The organism is Pseudomonas sp. DF11, assembly GCF_058148565.1.
Genome location: NZ_JBYVYN010000002.1, coordinates 122,299 through 140,018 on the forward strand (window position 1 = coordinate 122,299; position 17,720 = coordinate 140,018).

Below are 17,720 nucleotides of genomic sequence, written 5' to 3' on the forward strand. Positions count from 1 at the left end.
CGATGCTTCGCAGTAACAAATGACACTTAGCTAGTGCAGCAGACCTTGCATTTTACTCGCGCCACAGATCCCAGTCATAAGCGCATGCGAAAGCTACTACAAAGGTAGGTTTTTCTATTCGACTCGCGCGGTTCCGAAAACTGCCAATGAGACAGTCCGCTATTGGCCGAAAACAGACATCGATTAAGGAGAAGTCTCCGTTACTCCCGGTATGTCAGACGACCGCGTTGGCTATTTGGGTCTGCTTCGCAGCCCAGCGGGGATAAATCCCCTCGCCACAAAAAGCTGTTTGCGTGGTTTCACGCCGCCGAATACTTAGGTCGAATTCGACGCAGCGCTGAAGGTGTTCGGCTGCCCGGGTGAATTCGCCGAGGTCCAGGTAGCCCTTATCCAGGCTGAAGCACAGCAGGGAGTGCGTTTTACACCCAGGAATCGTTAGCCACTCCAATCAATTGAATAGCCTCCGCTTCCAAGGGCTCAGCGAAGATGATGTTCAAGTCACGATAACCAGAATGGTCCCCCACCAAGCTCAACTCGAATCGAGCCCCGGATGCGTCGGCTTCGTAGCTCTTCAAGTAAGTCAGGTTCTTGGCCTCATTGACCACCACATCCAACGTGCCGTCGTAACCATTCCCCAGTCGGGTAAAACCCAAGGCGGACAAGTCGATCATGTCTTCACCGGCGGTATAGTCCATCAGCCGATCCGTGTGGTTTTCGGTGGCGGTACGGTAGCTGTCGCTCAGTCCGTCGAAGCGGAACACATCGTTGTTACCGCCACCCACCAACAGGTCTCGGCCCTCTCCGCCAACCAACACATCATTCCCTAGCGCGCCATAAAGACGATCGTCGCCCGCGAACCCTTCGATGACTTCGCCTCGAGCGTTGCCTTGTAAACGATCGTCCCCTTCGGTGCCCATCAACCTGGCTTGCTGAAACAGGAGGTTGGTTTCATTCAGCGCTTGGCCCAAGTTACCGTCGAAGACCACTTCGAAGCGTTCCCCATCCGCATTGGCCTCGAAGCTTTTGAGGTAGGTCCGCGTCCCGCTTTCATTGACGCGTATCGCCAGCGTTCCGTCATAGCCATTGCCCAGCCCGAGGAAGCCCAGGGAGGAGAGGTCGATCGTATCGGTGCTGGGGTCGAAGTCGGTGATGCGGTCGCTATGGGCTGCGGTTGCGGTTCGGTAGCTGTCGGTGACTGACTGGTAACGGAACGTATCGGCGCCGGCATCGCCGGTCAGCAGGTCACGACCTTGCTGGCCATCGAGCAGGTCGTTTCCGGCCCCGCCAAAGATCGCATCGTCGAACGACGCGGTGCCGAGCAAGAAGTCATCGTCGTGGCCACCGTCAAGGTGGTAATAGCCGTCGTCGGGATTGCCAAAGCTGTGGTCCAGGCTGCCGTCGGGGTTCAACTGGACCAAGGCGGCCAGATAGCCGTCCGCGCTGGTACCTTGGCTGCCACCAATCAACAGCCTGCCGTCGGCCAGCACGATCATGTCGGCGACTGCGAAAGGAGCGCTTTCCGAGCCCCAACGTACCTGACCCTGATCGCCGAAACCGGTGTCGAGTGAGCCGTCGGCATTGAGTCGGATGACGCTCGCCACGCCGCCCGAGGCGCCCGCCAGCAGGATTTTGCCGTCATCCTGGATGACGAGGGCGTCTGCGTGGACATCCAGGGCCAGGCTGCCCCCGTTCGCAAAGCTGCTATCCAGCGTACCGTCCGGGTTGAGGCGGGTCAGGGTAGCTTGCCCCGTGACCAATACCTTCCCGTCTCCCTGCAGCGAAACGTCGAGCGTGCCGCTGGGGTGAATGCCGACGGACGCTGGCAGGTGCAGGACCCCGGCCTCTCCAAAAGACGAAATCAAGGCCCCCGTCGCTTCGAAGCGGGCGATATAGATCTCCCCAGAGGGATACCCGGCACTGGCGAAAAAGCTGCCGTCCGCGTTGCACAGAGAACGACGCTTGCTGGCCTAGATCTTCATTCCAATAGAAAGGCACTGTCGCGGTGCCGCCGTTCCCGAAACTCGTATCGAGGCTGCCGTCCGCCAAGTTACGACTGACGCCCGACACCCAGGCATCGCCTACTTTCACGTAGCGCGCCACCAGGTAGCTCCCTCCCGGCTGCACAGCGGCATTACCGCCGTCCTCGATATCGAGCGACACAGGAAGGAGGGATTTACCGTCGCCGCTGAAGTCGCGGTCCAGGCTGCCGTTGGCATTGAACCGGACCAGGCTGCCGGTGAAACCTGAATCCTCTTCGCCTCCCAGCCCCAGGCGGCTATAAGCGCCAAGCCAGATAGCACCGTCCGGATCGACCGTGATACCTGCGATTTTGTCCGAACCCCATAAGGTCGTGGCGACCATGCCGGTGTTCTGCGCAGTTGAAGCGGCGGGCGAAATGCTCTGACTCATGTTCAGGCCTCCGATCGATATGGCGCCAAAAACTATAGGCACGGCTCAGTCAAGTTGCCACTTTGCTCTTCGAAGACCAAGCGACAACTTATATTCCTGAAAATTGGATCCAATATAGCAAATGAGTATATAGTACAAAAAAATAATAGTGTCATTTATCAAAATGGTTATGCTAGTTTCGCTTTGCCTTGCAATGAAATGCGAACGGCATAACCTTTCAAAAAAATGGAGATTTTTATGAAACTCGATATGTCCAAACTGATCGTATCTCAATCCGCACTGAGCCTGACTGCAATGGTTGCGCTGTCGAGCGTAAACAAATCTATCGGCGAGTAATATTTCGACGGTGATTTATTAGAAGGACTGCCATATCGCTATGGCGGTCCTTCTTTTTATGGAGAGCCCGATTTCAAGGAGGAAACAATTGAGCATCTTAATCACTAATGAAGAGTATCGCCAAGATTCCTACGCATTGCTCAATCAATACAAAGAGTCGATGTCCTACTTGGCAAGCGTGTTCAATGATAACTATCAAAAATCCGAATCCGTGACCAAGCTGTCTTGGAAGTCTTTTGCATTTTACAATAAGTGCATCAAAAGCTTGCAAGCTAATGATGCAGATTCAGGCTTGTATTTTTTTCAAGAAGCCAAGCAAAACGAAAGGCATGGATCAGAAGGATTCCGGGTTTCTGGGTTTTATGAAAACAACCGAAAAGAAGAAATTGACCTGGTTGTCGATGAAATACGAGAAGAGGCGTCTGGCAAAATCAGCATTGGTTTTATCAGCGCGAAGGTTGCTGAGGTTGAGAAAGCCAAGTTAATTGCAGGGATAGAGCTTCTCAAGGCCCAATCGATAGACCTGTACAAGGAAGCTGAGATTCTGATAGACGAAATAGTCTTGACTGGCCCTGGCGATGAATACCATATCAGATCGGCCAGCAGTTTCAATTTATTAGGGCTGGTTTTGATCTGGGCCGATGAAGTCCATAGCCCCATCTATTACGCACAACAGGTAGTCCATGAGGCTGCTCATTTAAGACTGTTTTTAAAAAGCACAGATGACCGGTTTGTCTTGAATCCAGAGAATGAACTATACGCAGCGCCATTCAGGCTTGATGCACGTCCCATGCTAGGTATATTTCACGCACTTTTCGTGCTGGCCAGAATTGCACTCGCGATGTCTGGCTTGGGAAAAATAGCGCTTGGAAAACTAGCAGAGGAGGCGCTTGAGAAAGGGCGGGTGGCTGAGAAGAGATTTTTCGCAACCGCAGCTCAGATCAAGCGGGACGGGGTGTTGACGCCCATGGGGCAACAGATTTTCGATGAGTGCTTGCAGGAAATCACCAAAATATCGCCTTTTCGTAATATCTATGATGACATGCTGGAAAATGGATTCTGATCAATGAACAGCTTTAAAAAAATCGCCCCCTATGACTACGCATTCTTATTGCTAGTGGCGCTGATCTGGGGAGGAAATTTCGCCTTGATCAAAGTAGGGCTGGAACAGATCAAACCATTCGTGATGACCTTCATCAGGTTTTCGCTTTGCGTCTTCCCGTTTGTATTTTTCATGCCAAGACCTAAGATTCCAGCTTATGTACTCGCCGCGTATGGAATATTGTTTGGGGGCGGAATATGGGGGTGCGCCAACATTGCCATCTATACAGGCACCTCCCCCGGCACGGTATCCCTCATTATTCAGCTCAGCGCATTCATTACATTTATCATCGGCCTGATTGCCTTTAAGGAAAGAGCTTCCAACATCAGCATTATCGCCCTCGCAATATCACTCTCAGGTCTGTTCTTGATGCTAATCAAAAACAATCAGGGTTCAGGTCCGTTGGGTGTTGCTATCTGCTTGCTCGCGGCTCTTTGCTTTAGCTTGTGTACTTTCATCATTCAAAAGTACAAACCTAAAGACCTGCTACCTTTTATGATTTGGAGCTTCTTGTTCAGCCTTCCCATTCTATTTATTCTTGCCTTGTATTTTGAAGGTGCCGACTCATTCTATAGCCTGAAGGATGCGATAAACTATAAAGTCATCGTGTCGCTGATCTCACAGTCCTACGTGACTACCCTGTTGGGGTACTGGATATGGAACTACAACATAAGAAAGTATTCCGGATCCACCGTAGCCCCGATTGGCTTGCTGGTTCCGTTTTTCGCCATCATCATTTCCTACCTGTTCTTTAGCTACCCGATAAACGGAACCGTCATTCTATCGATAGGTTTGGTTTTCTGCGGCGTGATCTTGTTCAACCTACGACATAGCATTGAGCAGTTGTTCAACAAGACCGCCATCCAAAGATGACACGATCTTCCTTGGTTTAACATTTGCCGCACGAACACATGCATCACTTCAATGCCGCCTCGGCCAGGCCGCCCAAAAAAAGTGCATTTCACTTGTCATTTCGAAGCACTTTTTTGTGCGTTGAGGTATCTGCAGAGTTTAACTTTTCAAAGAGTCTTGAAAACAGAATAAGGAGACGGATTTATTTCTGATATTCAGTCTGCCTCCCTTCTTCTCGGCCTACCTACTCAACCCCGCCGCCATCTCATACCCCCCAAGCTCCCAGCAAAGGGTGTCGCATACCGCCTCAAGCTTGCGCATCGCATGCCGATGAACTGGCCAGTTCGCCCTTTCCTTCAGGCAAGATGTGCCCCTCCAGATTCAAGGAAGATGCCCATGTCCGCTTCGCTCGATCTCGCCGCCAGTCAGATCCGTCACGCCGTTCGCGCAGCCACCGAGGGCCTGGTCGGCCGCGAACAGCTGGCCGAGTTGATCGTACTGGCGGCCGTCGCCCAGGAGCACATTCTGGTGGTGGGCCCGCCCGGCACGGCGAAAAGCGCAGTGGTGCGTCGAGTCGCGCAGTCCATGGGCGGTCGCTACTTCGAGTACCTGCTGGGGCGCTTCACCGAGCCTTCGGAGCTGTTTGGCACGGTCGATCTGAAGAAGCTGCGCGAAGGCACGGTTGAGACCGATATCAGCGGCATGCTGCCTGAAGCCGACATTGTGTTCCTGGATGAAGTGTTCCTGGGCTCGACGGCAATCCTCAACACCCTGCTTGGCGTGCTCAACGAACGACGTTTCCGCCGTGGTCACACCCAGGTCCAGTGTCCTTTGCGCGTCTGCGTCGCAGCGGCGAACGGCCTGCCCGACGACGAATCGCTGGCGGCCTTCGGCGATCGCTTTTTGCTGCACCTGTTCGTGGACGCAGTACCCGACAACCAGCTCGAAGCGATGCTGGCCGGCGGCTGGCAGTCGGAGCAACGCCCGGTCCCGCAACTGCTGGGGCTGACTCAACTCGACACGCTGGGCCACGCGCTCAAGGACGTCGATTTGTCACGGGTGCGGCCAGCGCTGGCCCAGGCCATCCGCCGGTTGCGGGAAGCCGGTATACAGCTTTCCGACCGACGTATCGTCAAGTCCCAGCGCCTGATCGCAGCGGCGGCCTTGCTGCGCGGGCATCTGGAAGCCAGCGAAGCCGACCTCTGGCCGCTGCTTTACGTGCTGCCGACCCGGGAAATCCAGCAACACGGCCGCGAGGTGTTGCAGGATCTTCTTGCCCAGTGCAGCAACAGCCATCTGTTCAGCGCCGTCGAGGAAGCGACGCTGCAACCGATGGCTCGCCTGCACCGTCTGCTTGAAACGGCAGAGGATTACCTGGCGCGCAGCGAACCGCCTGCCAGCCCGTTGCTGGAAGCGCTGCTGCGCGAAATCGATGCCAACTTCAACAGCCAGACCATCCCCCAGCGCCTGCATGAGGCGCGCGGACAAGTGGCCCATCTGCTGACAACCCAGGCATGACGAACATGCTCGCCGCCACGACCATCGATTGGAGCTGGCGAGTGCGGCGCGAGCCCGGTCAACCACAGGCCGCCGTGGCCTGGGGCGAAGTTGCGGCGCGCCTGCATGCACGGCTGCTGCGCATGCCCGAAGACCAGACCGCGCACCTGCAAGCCACTGCCAACCGTGACGTGCTGATCGTCACGGGCAATGCCGATGACCTGCCGTGGGTCGAGGGCATCGATTACGCCTGCACCGAGCCCGCCGCACCCGGTCTCTGGCTGCCCACCAGTTGGGAACCCGACGCACCGTTGGAGCTGATGGGGCAAGCGCTGCTCGACAGATTCGCGCGTGCGCCACTGCTGCTGTGGCATGCCCCCAAGGTAGTGGTACCGCTCGACCGATGCCTACCCGTCACGGCCCGGCATCTGCAACGCATTCAGGATGGGTGGGCAGGTCGCTGATGCAATTACCGCAATCCCTGCAGCCCTGGCGAGATTGGCTGCAATGGTTTCCCCCCGAACAGCTGCCATTGCTGGCGGATCTGTTCGCACGCCTCAATCCGCTGCTAGGCCCATTGCGCGGCATGCAGCAGGGCGGTGAACCCGAACCCGACGGACTTGGCGATCTGCAACGCCGTGGCCCCTATGAACGCCTGCTGACCAGCGAATGGTTGCTGGCCGATGAGCTGCCCGACGAATTTCTGCGCAGGGCGGCAGTTGGCGAGCATCTGTTCCTGGCGCCGCAATATCGCACTCATCAGGCCAATCGCATGATCGTTGTGCTGTTCGACGCCGGCCCACTGCAGCTGGGCGGGCCACGACTGGTGCATCTGGCGTTGCTGATCCTGCTCGCCCGCCGGGCCAGCGAAGCCGAGGCCGAGCTGCGCTGGGGCATCCTGCAAAACTCGCCACAGTTGCATGAGTTCAAGGGCGCCGCGCATTTGAAGCAACTGCTCGACGCCCGTACGTATCAGACCGTCAGCGATGAGCACTGGCACACCTGGCGCGCCTGGTTGTCGGAGCAGGATTACGACAGCGGCGAGCGCTGGATCGTCGGCCAACGACTGCCCGCCACCGACGCCCGCTCCTGCACTCATCGGGTCCAGATACAGGGCAGCCTCGATGGCCGCAGCCTGATGGTCACGCTGCAAAATGGGGCCACCCGTCAAGTTGCCCTGCCCAATCCCGACCAGCGCCTTGCCTTGCAATTGATCAAGGGCGAGTTCGATGTCGCGCGACAGATGGCTCGCACCGCGGTCAAGGCCCTCATTCCACGGGTTGCGCTGACGCTGGCCCCGATCATTGCCAGCAGCGGCTTCCATGTCGCCCTGAAACTGCTCGACGAGCCTGGGCTTGTGGTGATCAAGCTTCCGGCTCCCCGGCAGAAAAAACCGCTCGATGTTCGCCGGACTCTCTGGAACAACCGCAGCACGCCGCTGGCGATCACGTTCCCGGGCCGCATGCCCGGTGCGATCCTGAGCCTCGACGAGCAACTGGTCTTTTGGAACATGCCTGGCCTCAAACCCGTCACCCGGCCTGAGCGTGACCAACTGCAGTTGCCCCCAGGCACTGCCACGTTGCTGCCCGTGGCGTGGTTGCACAACGGCACCTACGGCAGGGTTTTCCTGCTCGACGGCCAGGGTCATCTGGCCTTCTGGGTGGTCGACAACGGCAAGCTGCCCACTCCGCACCAGCCCGGTGTCACCCACTCGATCGCCGATAAGGTGGTGGGCATGGAGCAGGTCGATCGCAGCATGCTGGCCTATCTGCGCCACGATGCCGGTCGATTGTATGTCCACCGCATCAATCCCTGGATCAGCCAGTCCACGGGCCATGTGATCGGCACGGCGAAAGACGTCGACATCGATCAGGTGCTGTTCCCGGCAAGTCCATTCTGGGAAAGAGCCTTCCACGGTTGCGCGTGGATGCGCCTGGTCGACGGGCAGCAGCGGTGGCAGATGGTGGCTCCCGACCTTCAGACCAGCCAGGTCGACCTGGCACCGGGCTGGAAAGGCCTGGGATTGCTGATTGGGGAGGACGAGGCGTTTTCCATGGTCTTGCTCGGCCCCAACCAGCAGACCGTCGCCTTGTACTGCCGGGGTGAGCAACATGTGCTGTTCACCACCAACGAGACCATTGCCAGGATCAGCTTTTGCCCGATGAGCGGGTTGGTCGCCGCCCTGACCAAGGCTCGGGAACTGGTGGTGTATTCGGTCCGGGACGAGCGCAGGGTGTTGCAGGTCATGTGCAATCAGGCACAAACGCAGCCGGAGGACGACACCCATGTCCGGACCTGATGCAGTCATTATTCGCCGGCCGGCACTGAGCGGCTATCAACCGATCGAGGCACTGTGGTTCCCCGTAGAGCGCTTCAGCGAGCAGGAACGGGCGCGGCTGATACTCACCCACTGGCAAACCGACGCCAGGGCCTATCGCTTTGCCGACGGCGACCTGCTGCGCTATCCCAAGGCACGCGCCATGCTTTGTGAAGGGCTCGCTGGCTGGCCGCTGATCCGCCAGGGCCGAACGCTCTGCTCAGCCCGGCTGAGTCCTGAAGAAATGCAGCGCCTGGCCCACGCCGATGTCTGGCTGGTACGCGGCACCCAGGTCAATGCCCTGCACCTGCGCGACGCCACTACGCTGACCCCCGGTCAATGGATCGACGTCAGCCAGTACGCACTGCTCGACACCTACGATTGCCAGGACGTATTGCCGGAACCGCTAGCCGATCCGCTGGCGGTACAGACCGACATACGGGAAATCCTGGGTGACTCGCTTGCGCCGGTCAGCCCCGAGCGGGAGGCGGTGATGCAAGCCCTGCTGGAGCGCCAGCGTCAGGCCGCCACGCCTGGCGTACCTGCGGCGCGTCACACGCCAGGCCCGGCGAACAACCGGCATAGTACCGGCGAGTTGAAAAACGGCCTGCTAGGTTTAATTGCGCTGGCCGTGGGTATTGGCCTTTATCGAATTCTTTCCCTCAACGGTTCGTACTTGCCGACCGCTACTCCTGCCGCTGAGAGAGCCAAGCCGCCACGCCCTGTGGATCCCTCCACATTCGATCTGGGCAGTGTCTTGGTTTGGACAGTCATCGGCGCGGCACTCTTCACCCTGATACTGATGGCCGTGCGTGCCTGGATGCGGCGCAATGGCACACTCTCGGCAGCAAGCAACACGCCCACTGCCGCTACCGCCAATGCCGCCCGATCATCGAAGCCTACCGTGCCGCCAAGGGCGTCGGGCCAGTCACGTGGCCCGGCCAGATGGCGGCGCTGGCTGACGCGCCTGACCCAGAATTCACGCCTGTCAGCGCTTTACGGAAAGCGGCAGGCCGCTTACATGCAACGCATGTTGGAAATGTTCGAAAACGGCGACCTGGAAGAAGCACTGCGCCACGCCATCCCGCTGGGTGGCGGCCAGGGCGATGCAGGTCAAGCCTTCGGCACGCCCAACAGGCGCCAGGATCTGACACTCACCCAGCACTCAGGGCCTCGCACCAGCATGCTGTTTGAGGCAGATCTTGGAACCCACCTCAAGCAGGTCTACCGACAGTCCTTTGAGCGACTGGATCGCGAAGGGCGTATCGAGGAAGCCGTGTTTGTCCTGGCCGAGCTGTTGAGGGCACGACATGAAGCCCTCGACTACCTGGAAAAACACCAGCGCCACCAACAGGCGGCCGACCTTGCGCTGGCCTGGGATATGCCCAGCTCAACCATCGTGCGCCTGCTATGCCTGGCAGGAGATTGGCAGCGAGCGTTGCAAGTCGCACGGCGCGACAACGCGTTCGCCGATGCCGTCCTCCTGCTCGAAAAGAAATGGCCGGAAGCCGCCGCGCGTCTGCGCCTGGAATGGGCGCTGGCCCTGACCGAAAAAGGGCTGTGGTTGCAGGCGGTAGACGTGATCTGGAGTCTGCCGGCAGAACACGAACGCGCCACGCAATGGCTGCTGGCCGCCGAGGCCGCAGGAGGTAGCCTGGCGATCGGCGCGCTGGTGAAACGGGCTATCCTGCTTCCCGACACCCTCTCGACATACCAAAGCTGGGTCGAAAAACTGCGCAACGACCCCGAGCGGATTACGGAGCGCGCCACCTTGGCCCAGGCGCTGCTGGCGCACAAGGCCCACAGTCCCGCGCTGGCCTGGCTGGCTGCCGCGACCGTGCGGGCGATGATCTGCGATCAGGCCGGGCCACACGCTCATCTCACCCAGAACCAGCTTCAAGCGCTGGTAAAAATGAGCAAGGACAAATTGCTACAAGCGGACTTGCCCGGCAGCGCCCTTCCCAAGAACAAACTTCTTAATCAGGGCCTTGAGCGGGTAAGCGACCCCTTGTCGTTCACGGCGCCAGAAAGGGGCAACCGGACGCTCTGCGATGCCGTGCCCTTGACCGACGGACGCTATCTCCTGGCATTGGGCGAAGCTGGCGCATCGGTGGTCGAGGCTAGCGGCAAGATGGTCTTTCACTTTCCGGTGCCCGCCCAGACCATCGTGCTGGGCCACAGCCGACAGGTCGCGCTGGCGCTCGCGCGTCGCGGCGACGTCTGGCGCATCTGCAAACTGGATCTGGTCAATCGCAGCGCCAGTGATCTGGGCGTGCTGATGCTGGACGCCTTCGCCAAGAATTTCGACGGCACGAGCTGGACCGTCGGCCGCGGCTCGCAATTGCGCGTCGTGGACGTGGATCGCCGATTCGAAACACTCTGGCACGTCGGCGATCTGCCCGGGCAGGTTACTTTCCTTCGGGATGACGAGCGCAACGAATCCGTATTGCTGGAAACCCCACACAATTTCCAGCTCTGGCATTACCGCCTGCCCGACCGCCGATTGCTCAGCCGCGAACCTATACCCGCGAGGCGTCAGGAACACAGTTGGCAGGTGTATAACGCGGCAGGCCGAACCACTGAGTTCTGGATCGAGCATGAAGCCGACAGCGATCCCATGCTGAGGGCGTACGAAGGCGGGACGAGCAAGCGCTATCCCTTGCTCGGTCTGGTTCAAGAGTTTACCGATCCGTTGCACATCTACTCGTTCGAGCAGTGGCTGGTGGTCTGCTACGCAACCGGCGACGACGAGGCACGCTGGCACTTCATTCACCGCCACAATGACCGGTTATGCGCCGTCCTGCACTGGCCGCTGCATCATGCGCAACTGCGTTGCGTGGGCAATGAATGGGTGCTTTTCGACCATCAGGGCCGGCTGTGGCATATCGACACAACCCGCTCTATGACTCGAACTTTGTCGGTGCAGTGACGCGCCGCCGAGGTGAGGATTTTATGAGTGCTGCGCACTCAAGCGGGAACAAGCTCCTCGCCACAGGGGCTGGGCTGGAAGTTTGTTAGCGCTGGCGATCCAGTTTTTTTTAAGGAACACGGTCATTTTTTTGGGTAAAAGGGGATTTATTTGCCGCAAATAAATCCCCTTTTCACTGCTACAACGAACGTATGGGATTCAAATGATTTCGAATTGCCGGCAGCGTCCTGAAACTAGCGATTAGGGTCGCCAATTTTAATGCCATAAAGCTGCAGCTGATAATAGATATAAAAATAGGAAGCCATTAAAAATATCAGAAAAGTTGGCAAATGGTTTGGGTGCAACCAGTAGATTAGATTATCAACCAATAGGACCGACGTTACGATTGTGGCGAGGGCGCTTGCGGATTTTGTAAGAAGGGAGGGGGGCATGTTGTTTGATTTTCTTAACCGATAAGGTCGCTGTAACACTAAAATTAGCAGAGATATGAGCAGCGTGCAGATGATTGCTGTGAATGGGATAGCGATAGTGTCATGTTCGGCCGCATATAAATTATTCTCTAAGTTAAAGTATAAATTGTAGCCACCGATTATTGGAGTAGCTGAGAGACTTGCCAAATAAAAAAACAACGAATGCCTTATCTTCATGTTTTTGTCCTTGCGCCATGACAACAGTGCTACCCGATGCCATGGCACTACTGTTTAGAAGTTAGGAGTCTGAAAGCCTTTTCCTATCAAGTGGATTTTATGCTCGCCCGAAATATTTATTTCGTACCCAGTTCCCGGTAGGGCTCTGCCAGCCGTAGTTAGTTGCTCAAGCGCGAGCGGTCTATCGCTTTTATCGAAGTCATAAAAGTCGTGATAGGCTTTGACTGTTCCCAGGAACTGCCAAGATGTATCTTGGCTGCGAATGAAATCACCCTCAACATGGAGCGTGATTCGCCCAAGGTAAGCACCACTGATGAGACTGTCTTTACCAGTGTCGTAAGCCACCTTTGGGTCCACCAGATGATACGTACCCGGTGATTTAGTGCTCTCGATAGTCTGTTTCAATAATGAGAGCTTGTGCTCTCTTATTTGTAAACCAATAGTATTGATATCGACCTCAAGCTTCTCTCCCTTCCCCCATAAATAGTGCGCCAATGCTTTAACCGGGCTGAATGTACCTCCAGATAACTTTGGTGTTTCCAGTTTGAATGTTGTACTGCGGGCGTATTTTGAGTGGGCGATGGCTATAATAGCTTCCCTCGACGTAAAACCGCTTCTCTCAAGCGCGTCAGCCAAACTAAAGCAAATAGCTTTATTTTTGAAGAAAACGTCATTTATGCGCCAATAAGGAGCTACCCAACCGCGTTCCCGCTCGACAATCTGCCATATATCTTTTATTGCGCCATAAGCGTTTTTATGATTTATAGCCTTGTCGAGAATTTTGAGATTGAAAGTGAAGTCGTCCAGTCCGGTTTGAGTTTTTACAAGATCAGTTATGTAAAAATCATCATCTTCTGTTAGTACATCTGGCTGAGGCGGTGGAAATATATAAGTACCATCAATGATGATACCGTCCGTGGACCAATATCCTCCTAAAGAGCCGCGCCACGTACCATTTACCTGAGTCGGGGGTAAGTCAATTCCGTTCTGCTTCATGAGCTCAAGTCCTTTTGATCGAAAAGTTAGATGCGCTGTGGCCAGAACTGCTTGTCTGGATTTCTAATGAAGCACGGAGAGATAGGAGGCTCAATACCTCAATGACAACTTAGGAGATGGACTACAGGGCTTTCGGAATAAGGGGACGAATTTATTTCTGATATTAAATACGTTCCCTTTTCCGTTCAGCTAATCTGCTCAAACCGCCGCCGCTTCAGGGACAACCCCAAGGGCAATGATCATGTGGGAAATTCGGACATGTGCGTCTTCAGGCAAGTCTTGATGACTGGTGTCGAGAGGGTGCGTCGGGGACCAATGTTGGAGCGGTGAATGTTTGTCAGTTAAGCGGCCAGACAAACCGCGTTGGCTGTTTGGGGCTGCTGCGCAGCCAGCGGGGATAAATCCCCTCGCCACAGGGGGGCTGTGTTGGGCTGCAAGTTTGTCAGGAGTGGCGATCCAGCTTCTTCAGAAACACGGTCATTTCCTTTTCGGCCTGTTTGTCACCATGGGCGCGGGCGGCTTCAAGGCCTTGTTCCCAGGCTTGGCGGGCTGCTGCGGCATCGCCTTGGCCTTGATGGGCCTTGCCCAGCAGTTTCCAGGCGGCTGAGTATTTGGGATCGAATTCGACACAGCGTTGGAAGTGTTCGGCGGCGCGGGTGAAGTCGCCAAGGTCCAGGTAACCCTTGCCCAGGCCGAAGCGCAGCAATGAGTTATCCACACCTTTGGCGAGCATTTTTTCCAGGGAGTCGAGCATGGCGGCGTCCTTATCGGTTGTGTCAGGGGTTGATCCGTTGGCTGCTAGATAGCTATCGCGAGCAGGCTCGCTCCCACAGGGGTTGGGGTTGCCCACGATATTTGTGAGCAATGGAGATCCTCTGTGGGAGCGAGCCTGCTCGCGATGAGGCCCTTCCTGTCACTGCATACTTTGGATCAGAAGAAACTCAACCCCACGTGGAACAGCTTCTCCACATCACGAATGTGCTTCTTGTCCACCAGGAACAGGATCACATGGTCGCCGGTCTGGATCATGGTGTCGTCATGGGCGATCAGCACTTCTTCGTCGCGGATGATCGCGCCGATGGTGGTGCCGGGTGGCAGGCCGATGTCGCGGATGGCCTTGCCGATGACTTTGCTGGACTTGGCGTCGCCGTGGGCAATCGCCTCGATGGCTTCGGCCGCGCCACGGCGCAGGGAGTGCACGCTGACGATGTCGCCACGGCGTACGTGGGCGAGCAAGGTGCCGATGGTCGCCAGTTGCGGGCTGATGGCGATGTCGATGTCGCCGCCCTGGATCAGGTCGACGTAGGCCGGGTTGTTGATGATGGTCATGACCTTCTTCGCCCCCAGGCGCTTGGCCAATAGCGACGACATGATGTTGGCTTCGTCGTCGTTGGTCAGGGCCAGGAAGATGTCGGCGTCGGCGATGTTTTCTTCCAACAGCAGGTCGCGGTCCGAGGCACTGCCTTGCAGCACCACGGTGCTGTCGAGGGTGTCCGAGAGGTAGCGGCAGCGAGCCGGGTTCATCTCGATGATCTTGACCTGGTAGCGGCTTTCGATGGCTTCGGCCAGGCGTTCGCCGATCTGCCCACCACCAGCGATGACGATGCGTTTGTAGTTCTCGTCCAGGCGGCGCATTTCGCTCATCACCGCGCGAATGTTCGCCTTGGCGGCGATGAAGAACACCTCGTCGTCGGCTTCGATCACCGTGTCGCCCTGGGGCAGGATCGGTCGGTCACGGCGGAAGATCGCCGCGACCCGGGTCTCGACATTGGGCATGTGCTCGCGCAACTGGCGCAGTTGCTGGCCCACCAGCGGCCCGCCGTAGTAGGCCTTGACCGCCACCAGTTGCGCCTTGCCTTCGGCGAAGTCGATCACCTGCAAGGCGCCCGGGTGTTGGATCAGGCGCTTGATGTAGTTGGTCACCACCTGCTCGGGGCTGATCAGCACGTCCACCGGGATCGCTTCGTTGTCGAACAGGTCGGCGCGGGTCAGGTAGGCCGCTTCGCGCACCCGGGCGATCTTGGTCGGGGTGTGGAACAACGTATGGGCGACCTGGCAGGCGACCATGTTGGTTTCGTCGCTGTTGGTCACCGCCACGAGCATGTCGGCATCGTCGGCGCCGGCCTGGCGCAGCACCGTAGGCAAAGAGCCGCGACCTTGTACGGTACGGATGTCGAGGCGGTCACCGAGGTCGCGCAGACGTTCGCCGTCGGTGTCGACCACGGTGATGTCGTTGGCCTCGCTGGCCAGGTGTTCCGCCAGCGAACCACCGACCTGCCCTGCGCCGAGGATGATGATTTTCATCCACTCACTCCCTATCGAATCGGTTTTAACCGCGTGCGGCGGCGATCTTGATCAGCTTGGCGTAGTAGAACCCGTCATGCCCGCCTTCCTGGGCCAGCAACTGGCGGCCATGGGGTTGCTTGAGGCCGGCCTGGCTGGCGATGTCCAGCTCGCGGGCGCCCGGGGTGCGGGCGAGGAAGGCTTCGATCACTTCGGTGTTCTCGGTCGGCAAGGTCGAACAGGTGGCGTAGAGCAGCATGCCGCCGACTTCCAGGGTCAACCACAGGGCATCGAGCAGTTCGCCTTGCAGCACAGCCAGTGCGGCGATGTCGTCCGGCTGACGGGTGAGCTTGATGTCCGGATGCCGGCGGATCACGCCGGTGGCCGAGCATGGCGCGTCCAACAGGATGCGCTGGAACGGCTTGCCGTCCCACCAGGCCGCGGTATCGCGGCCATCGGCGGCGATCAGCTCCGCCTCCAGGCCCAGGCGTTCGAGGTTTTCCTTCACCCGCACCAGGCGCTTGGCTTCCAGGTCCACCGCCACCACGCCGGCCAGCTTCGGCTCGACCTCGAGGATGTGACAAGTCTTGCCACCCGGTGCGCAGCAGGCGTCCAGCACCCGTTGGCCGGGCGCCAGCTCCAGCAGGTCGGCGGCCAGTTGCGCGGCTTCGTCCTGGACGCTGATCCAGCCCTCGGCGAAGCCCGGCAGTGCGCGCACATCGCCGGGGGTTTCCAGGACGATGCCGTCGCGGCTGTACTGGCACGGGATGGCCGGGATGCCCGCCTCGCCCAGCAAGGCCAGGTAGGCATCGCGGCCATGGTGACGACGGTTGACCCGCAGGATCATCGGTGGATGGGCATTGTTGGCCGCGCAGATGGCTTCCCACTGCTCGGGCCAGAACGCCTTCAGGGATTTCTGCAACCAGCGCGGGTGCGCGGTGCGCACCACTGGATCATGTTCCAGCTCGGCCAGCAGGGCTTCGCTTTCCCGTTGGGCGCGGCGCAACACAGCATTGAGCAGGGCCTTGGCCCAGGGCTTTTTCAGCTTGTCGGCGCAGCCCACGGTTTCGCCGATGGCGGCGTGAGCCGGGACGCGGGTGTAGAGCAATTGATAGAGCCCCACCAGCAACAAGGCTTCGACGTCGGCATCGGCGGCCTTGAACGGCTTCTGCAACAGCTTGGCCGCCAGGGCCGACAAGCGCGGCTGCCAGCGGGCGGTGCCGAACGCCAGGTCCTGGGTGAAACCGCGATCACGGTCTTCCACCTTGTCCAGTTGGGTCGGCAGGGAACTGTTGAGCGAGGCTTTGCCGTTGAGGACGGCAGCCAGTGCCTTGGCGGCGGCCAGACGCGGGTTCATGAGGCGTCCGCCGCTTGGCCCAGGACCGTGCCGACGGCAAATTTCTCACGACGGCTGTTGAACAAGTCGCTGAAGTTCAGCGCCTTGCCGCCAGGCAGTTGCAGGCGCGTCAGGCACAACGCCTGTTCACCGCAGGCCACCACCAGGCCGTCCTTGCTGGCGCCAAGGATTTCGCCCGGTGTGCCCTTGCCTTCGGTGCGGCTGGCCGCCAGCACTTTCAGGGCTTCGCCGTTCAAGGTGCTGTGGCATATCGGCCAGGGGGTGAAGGCCCGTACCAGGCGCTCCAGCTCGATGGCCGGGCGGCTCCAGTCGATGCGGGCCTCGTCCTTGTTCAGTTTGTGCGCGTAGGTGGCGAGGCTGTCATCCTGCACTTCGCCTTCCAGCGTGCCGGCGGCCAGGCCGGCAATGGCCTGGACCACGGCCGGCGGGCCGATCAGTGCGAGGCGGTCGTGCAGGCTGCCGCCGGTGTCTTCGGCGCTGATGGGGGTGCTGACCTTGAGCAGCATCGGTCCGGTGTCCAGCCCGGCCTCCATGCGCATCACCGTGACGCCGCTCATCGCGTCGCCGGCTTCCACGGCACGCTGGATCGGCGCCGCACCGCGCCAGCGTGGCAACAGCGAGGCGTGGCTGTTGATGCAACCCAGGCGCGGGATATCCAGCACCACTTGGGGCAGGATCAGGCCGTAGGCGACCACCACCATCAAATCCGGCTTCAGCGCCGCCAGTTCGGCCTGGGCTTGGGCATCACGCAGGGTCGGCGGCTGCAACACCTGGAGACCATTCTCCAGGGCCAACTGCTTGACCGGGCTGGGCATCAGTTTTTGCCCGCGACCGGCCGGCCGATCCGGCTGGGTGTAGACCGCGACGATTTCGTGGGGGCTGGCCAGCAGGGCCTTGAGGTGTTCGGCGGCAAATTCGGGAGTGCCGGCAAAGACGATGCGCAGTGGCTCAGTCATGGGAAGCTCTCAATTTCAAAGCAGTCGCAAAAAGAAAAA

13 protein-coding genes are annotated in these 17,720 nt (G+C 58.5%); 6 read left to right on the forward strand and 7 right to left on the reverse strand.

The window, feature by feature from the left end:
* Positions 1-419: 419 nt before the first annotated feature.
* Both AC30D9_RS07210 and AC30D9_RS07215 read right to left on the reverse strand, forming a co-directional pair.
* Positions 420-1,757 (reverse strand): M10 family metallopeptidase C-terminal domain-containing protein, encoded by a 1,338-nt coding sequence (locus tag AC30D9_RS07210; protein WP_490143781.1) that lies wholly within the window; start codon positions 1,755-1,757, stop codon positions 420-422.
* Positions 1,702-2,409, reverse strand: coding sequence for an NHL repeat-containing protein (locus tag AC30D9_RS07215; RefSeq protein WP_490143782.1), 708 nt, complete (start codon positions 2,407-2,409; stop codon positions 1,702-1,704). The genes AC30D9_RS07210 and AC30D9_RS07215 overlap by 56 nt, the downstream gene beginning before the upstream one ends.
* A 424-nt stretch (positions 2,410-2,833) precedes the next feature.
* Here AC30D9_RS07215 and AC30D9_RS07220 point away from each other — a divergent pair, with 424 nt between their 5' ends.
* The 6 genes from AC30D9_RS07220 (at position 2,834) to AC30D9_RS07245 (ending at position 11,442) form a co-directional block, all read left to right on the forward strand.
* Positions 2,834-3,808 carry an aKG-HExxH-type peptide beta-hydroxylase gene (locus AC30D9_RS07220; RefSeq protein ID WP_167659287.1) on the forward strand — a complete coding sequence of 325 codons (975 nt, stop codon included), beginning with the start codon at positions 2,834-2,836 and terminating at the stop codon, positions 3,806-3,808.
* A 3-nt stretch (positions 3,809-3,811) separates the two neighbouring features.
* Positions 3,812-4,720 carry a DMT family transporter gene (locus AC30D9_RS07225; RefSeq protein WP_134922232.1) on the forward strand — a complete coding sequence of 303 codons (909 nt, stop codon included), beginning with the start codon at positions 3,812-3,814 and terminating at the stop codon, positions 4,718-4,720.
* A 375-nt stretch (positions 4,721-5,095) separates the two neighbouring features.
* Complete coding sequence (locus tag AC30D9_RS07230; RefSeq protein ID WP_134922231.1) at positions 5,096-6,217, forward strand: AAA family ATPase; 1,122 nt, start codon at positions 5,096-5,098, stop codon at positions 6,215-6,217.
* 5 nt (positions 6,218-6,222) lie between these two features.
* Positions 6,223-6,660, forward strand: a complete 438-nt coding sequence (locus AC30D9_RS07235; RefSeq protein ID WP_134922230.1) for a bpX5 domain-containing protein — start codon at positions 6,223-6,225, stop codon at positions 6,658-6,660.
* Complete coding sequence (locus AC30D9_RS07240; protein WP_490143783.1) at positions 6,660-8,495, forward strand: hypothetical protein; 1,836 nt, start codon at positions 6,660-6,662, stop codon at positions 8,493-8,495. Before AC30D9_RS07235 ends, AC30D9_RS07240 begins: the two co-directional genes overlap by 1 nt.
* Positions 8,482-11,442, forward strand: coding sequence for a bpX6 domain-containing protein (locus tag AC30D9_RS07245; protein ID WP_490143784.1), 2,961 nt, complete (start codon positions 8,482-8,484; stop codon positions 11,440-11,442). Before AC30D9_RS07240 ends, AC30D9_RS07245 begins: the two co-directional genes overlap by 14 nt.
* Positions 11,443-12,143: 701 nt before the next feature.
* On the opposite strand, the gene AC30D9_RS07250 is transcribed toward AC30D9_RS07245, so the two are convergent.
* The 5 genes from AC30D9_RS07250 to fmt all read right to left on the reverse strand — a co-directional run bounded on the left by AC30D9_RS07250 (position 12,144) and on the right by fmt (position 17,681).
* The gene (locus tag AC30D9_RS07250) at positions 12,144-13,085 is read right to left on the reverse strand and encodes a lipid II-degrading bacteriocin (RefSeq protein WP_490143785.1); all 942 of its coding nucleotides are present in this window, start codon (positions 13,083-13,085) and stop codon (positions 12,144-12,146) included.
* Positions 13,086-13,527: 442 nt separating this feature from the next.
* The gene (locus tag AC30D9_RS07255; protein WP_490143786.1) at positions 13,528-13,839 is read right to left on the reverse strand and encodes a tetratricopeptide repeat protein; all 312 of its coding nucleotides are present in this window, start codon (positions 13,837-13,839) and stop codon (positions 13,528-13,530) included.
* A 176-nt stretch (positions 13,840-14,015) separates the two neighbouring features.
* On the reverse strand, positions 14,016-15,389 hold the full coding sequence (gene trkA, locus AC30D9_RS07260) for a Trk system potassium transporter TrkA (RefSeq protein WP_134922227.1): 1,374 nt from the start codon (positions 15,387-15,389) through the stop codon (positions 14,016-14,018).
* A gap of 25 nt (positions 15,390-15,414) precedes the next feature.
* Positions 15,415-16,725, reverse strand: a complete 1,311-nt coding sequence (gene rsmB, locus AC30D9_RS07265; RefSeq protein ID WP_490143787.1) for a 16S rRNA (cytosine(967)-C(5))-methyltransferase RsmB — start codon at positions 16,723-16,725, stop codon at positions 15,415-15,417.
* On the reverse strand, positions 16,722-17,681 hold the full coding sequence (gene fmt, locus AC30D9_RS07270; protein WP_490143788.1) for a methionyl-tRNA formyltransferase: 960 nt from the start codon (positions 17,679-17,681) through the stop codon (positions 16,722-16,724). The genes rsmB and fmt overlap by 4 nt, the downstream gene beginning before the upstream one ends.
* Between the last annotated feature and the right edge of the window lie 39 nt (positions 17,682-17,720).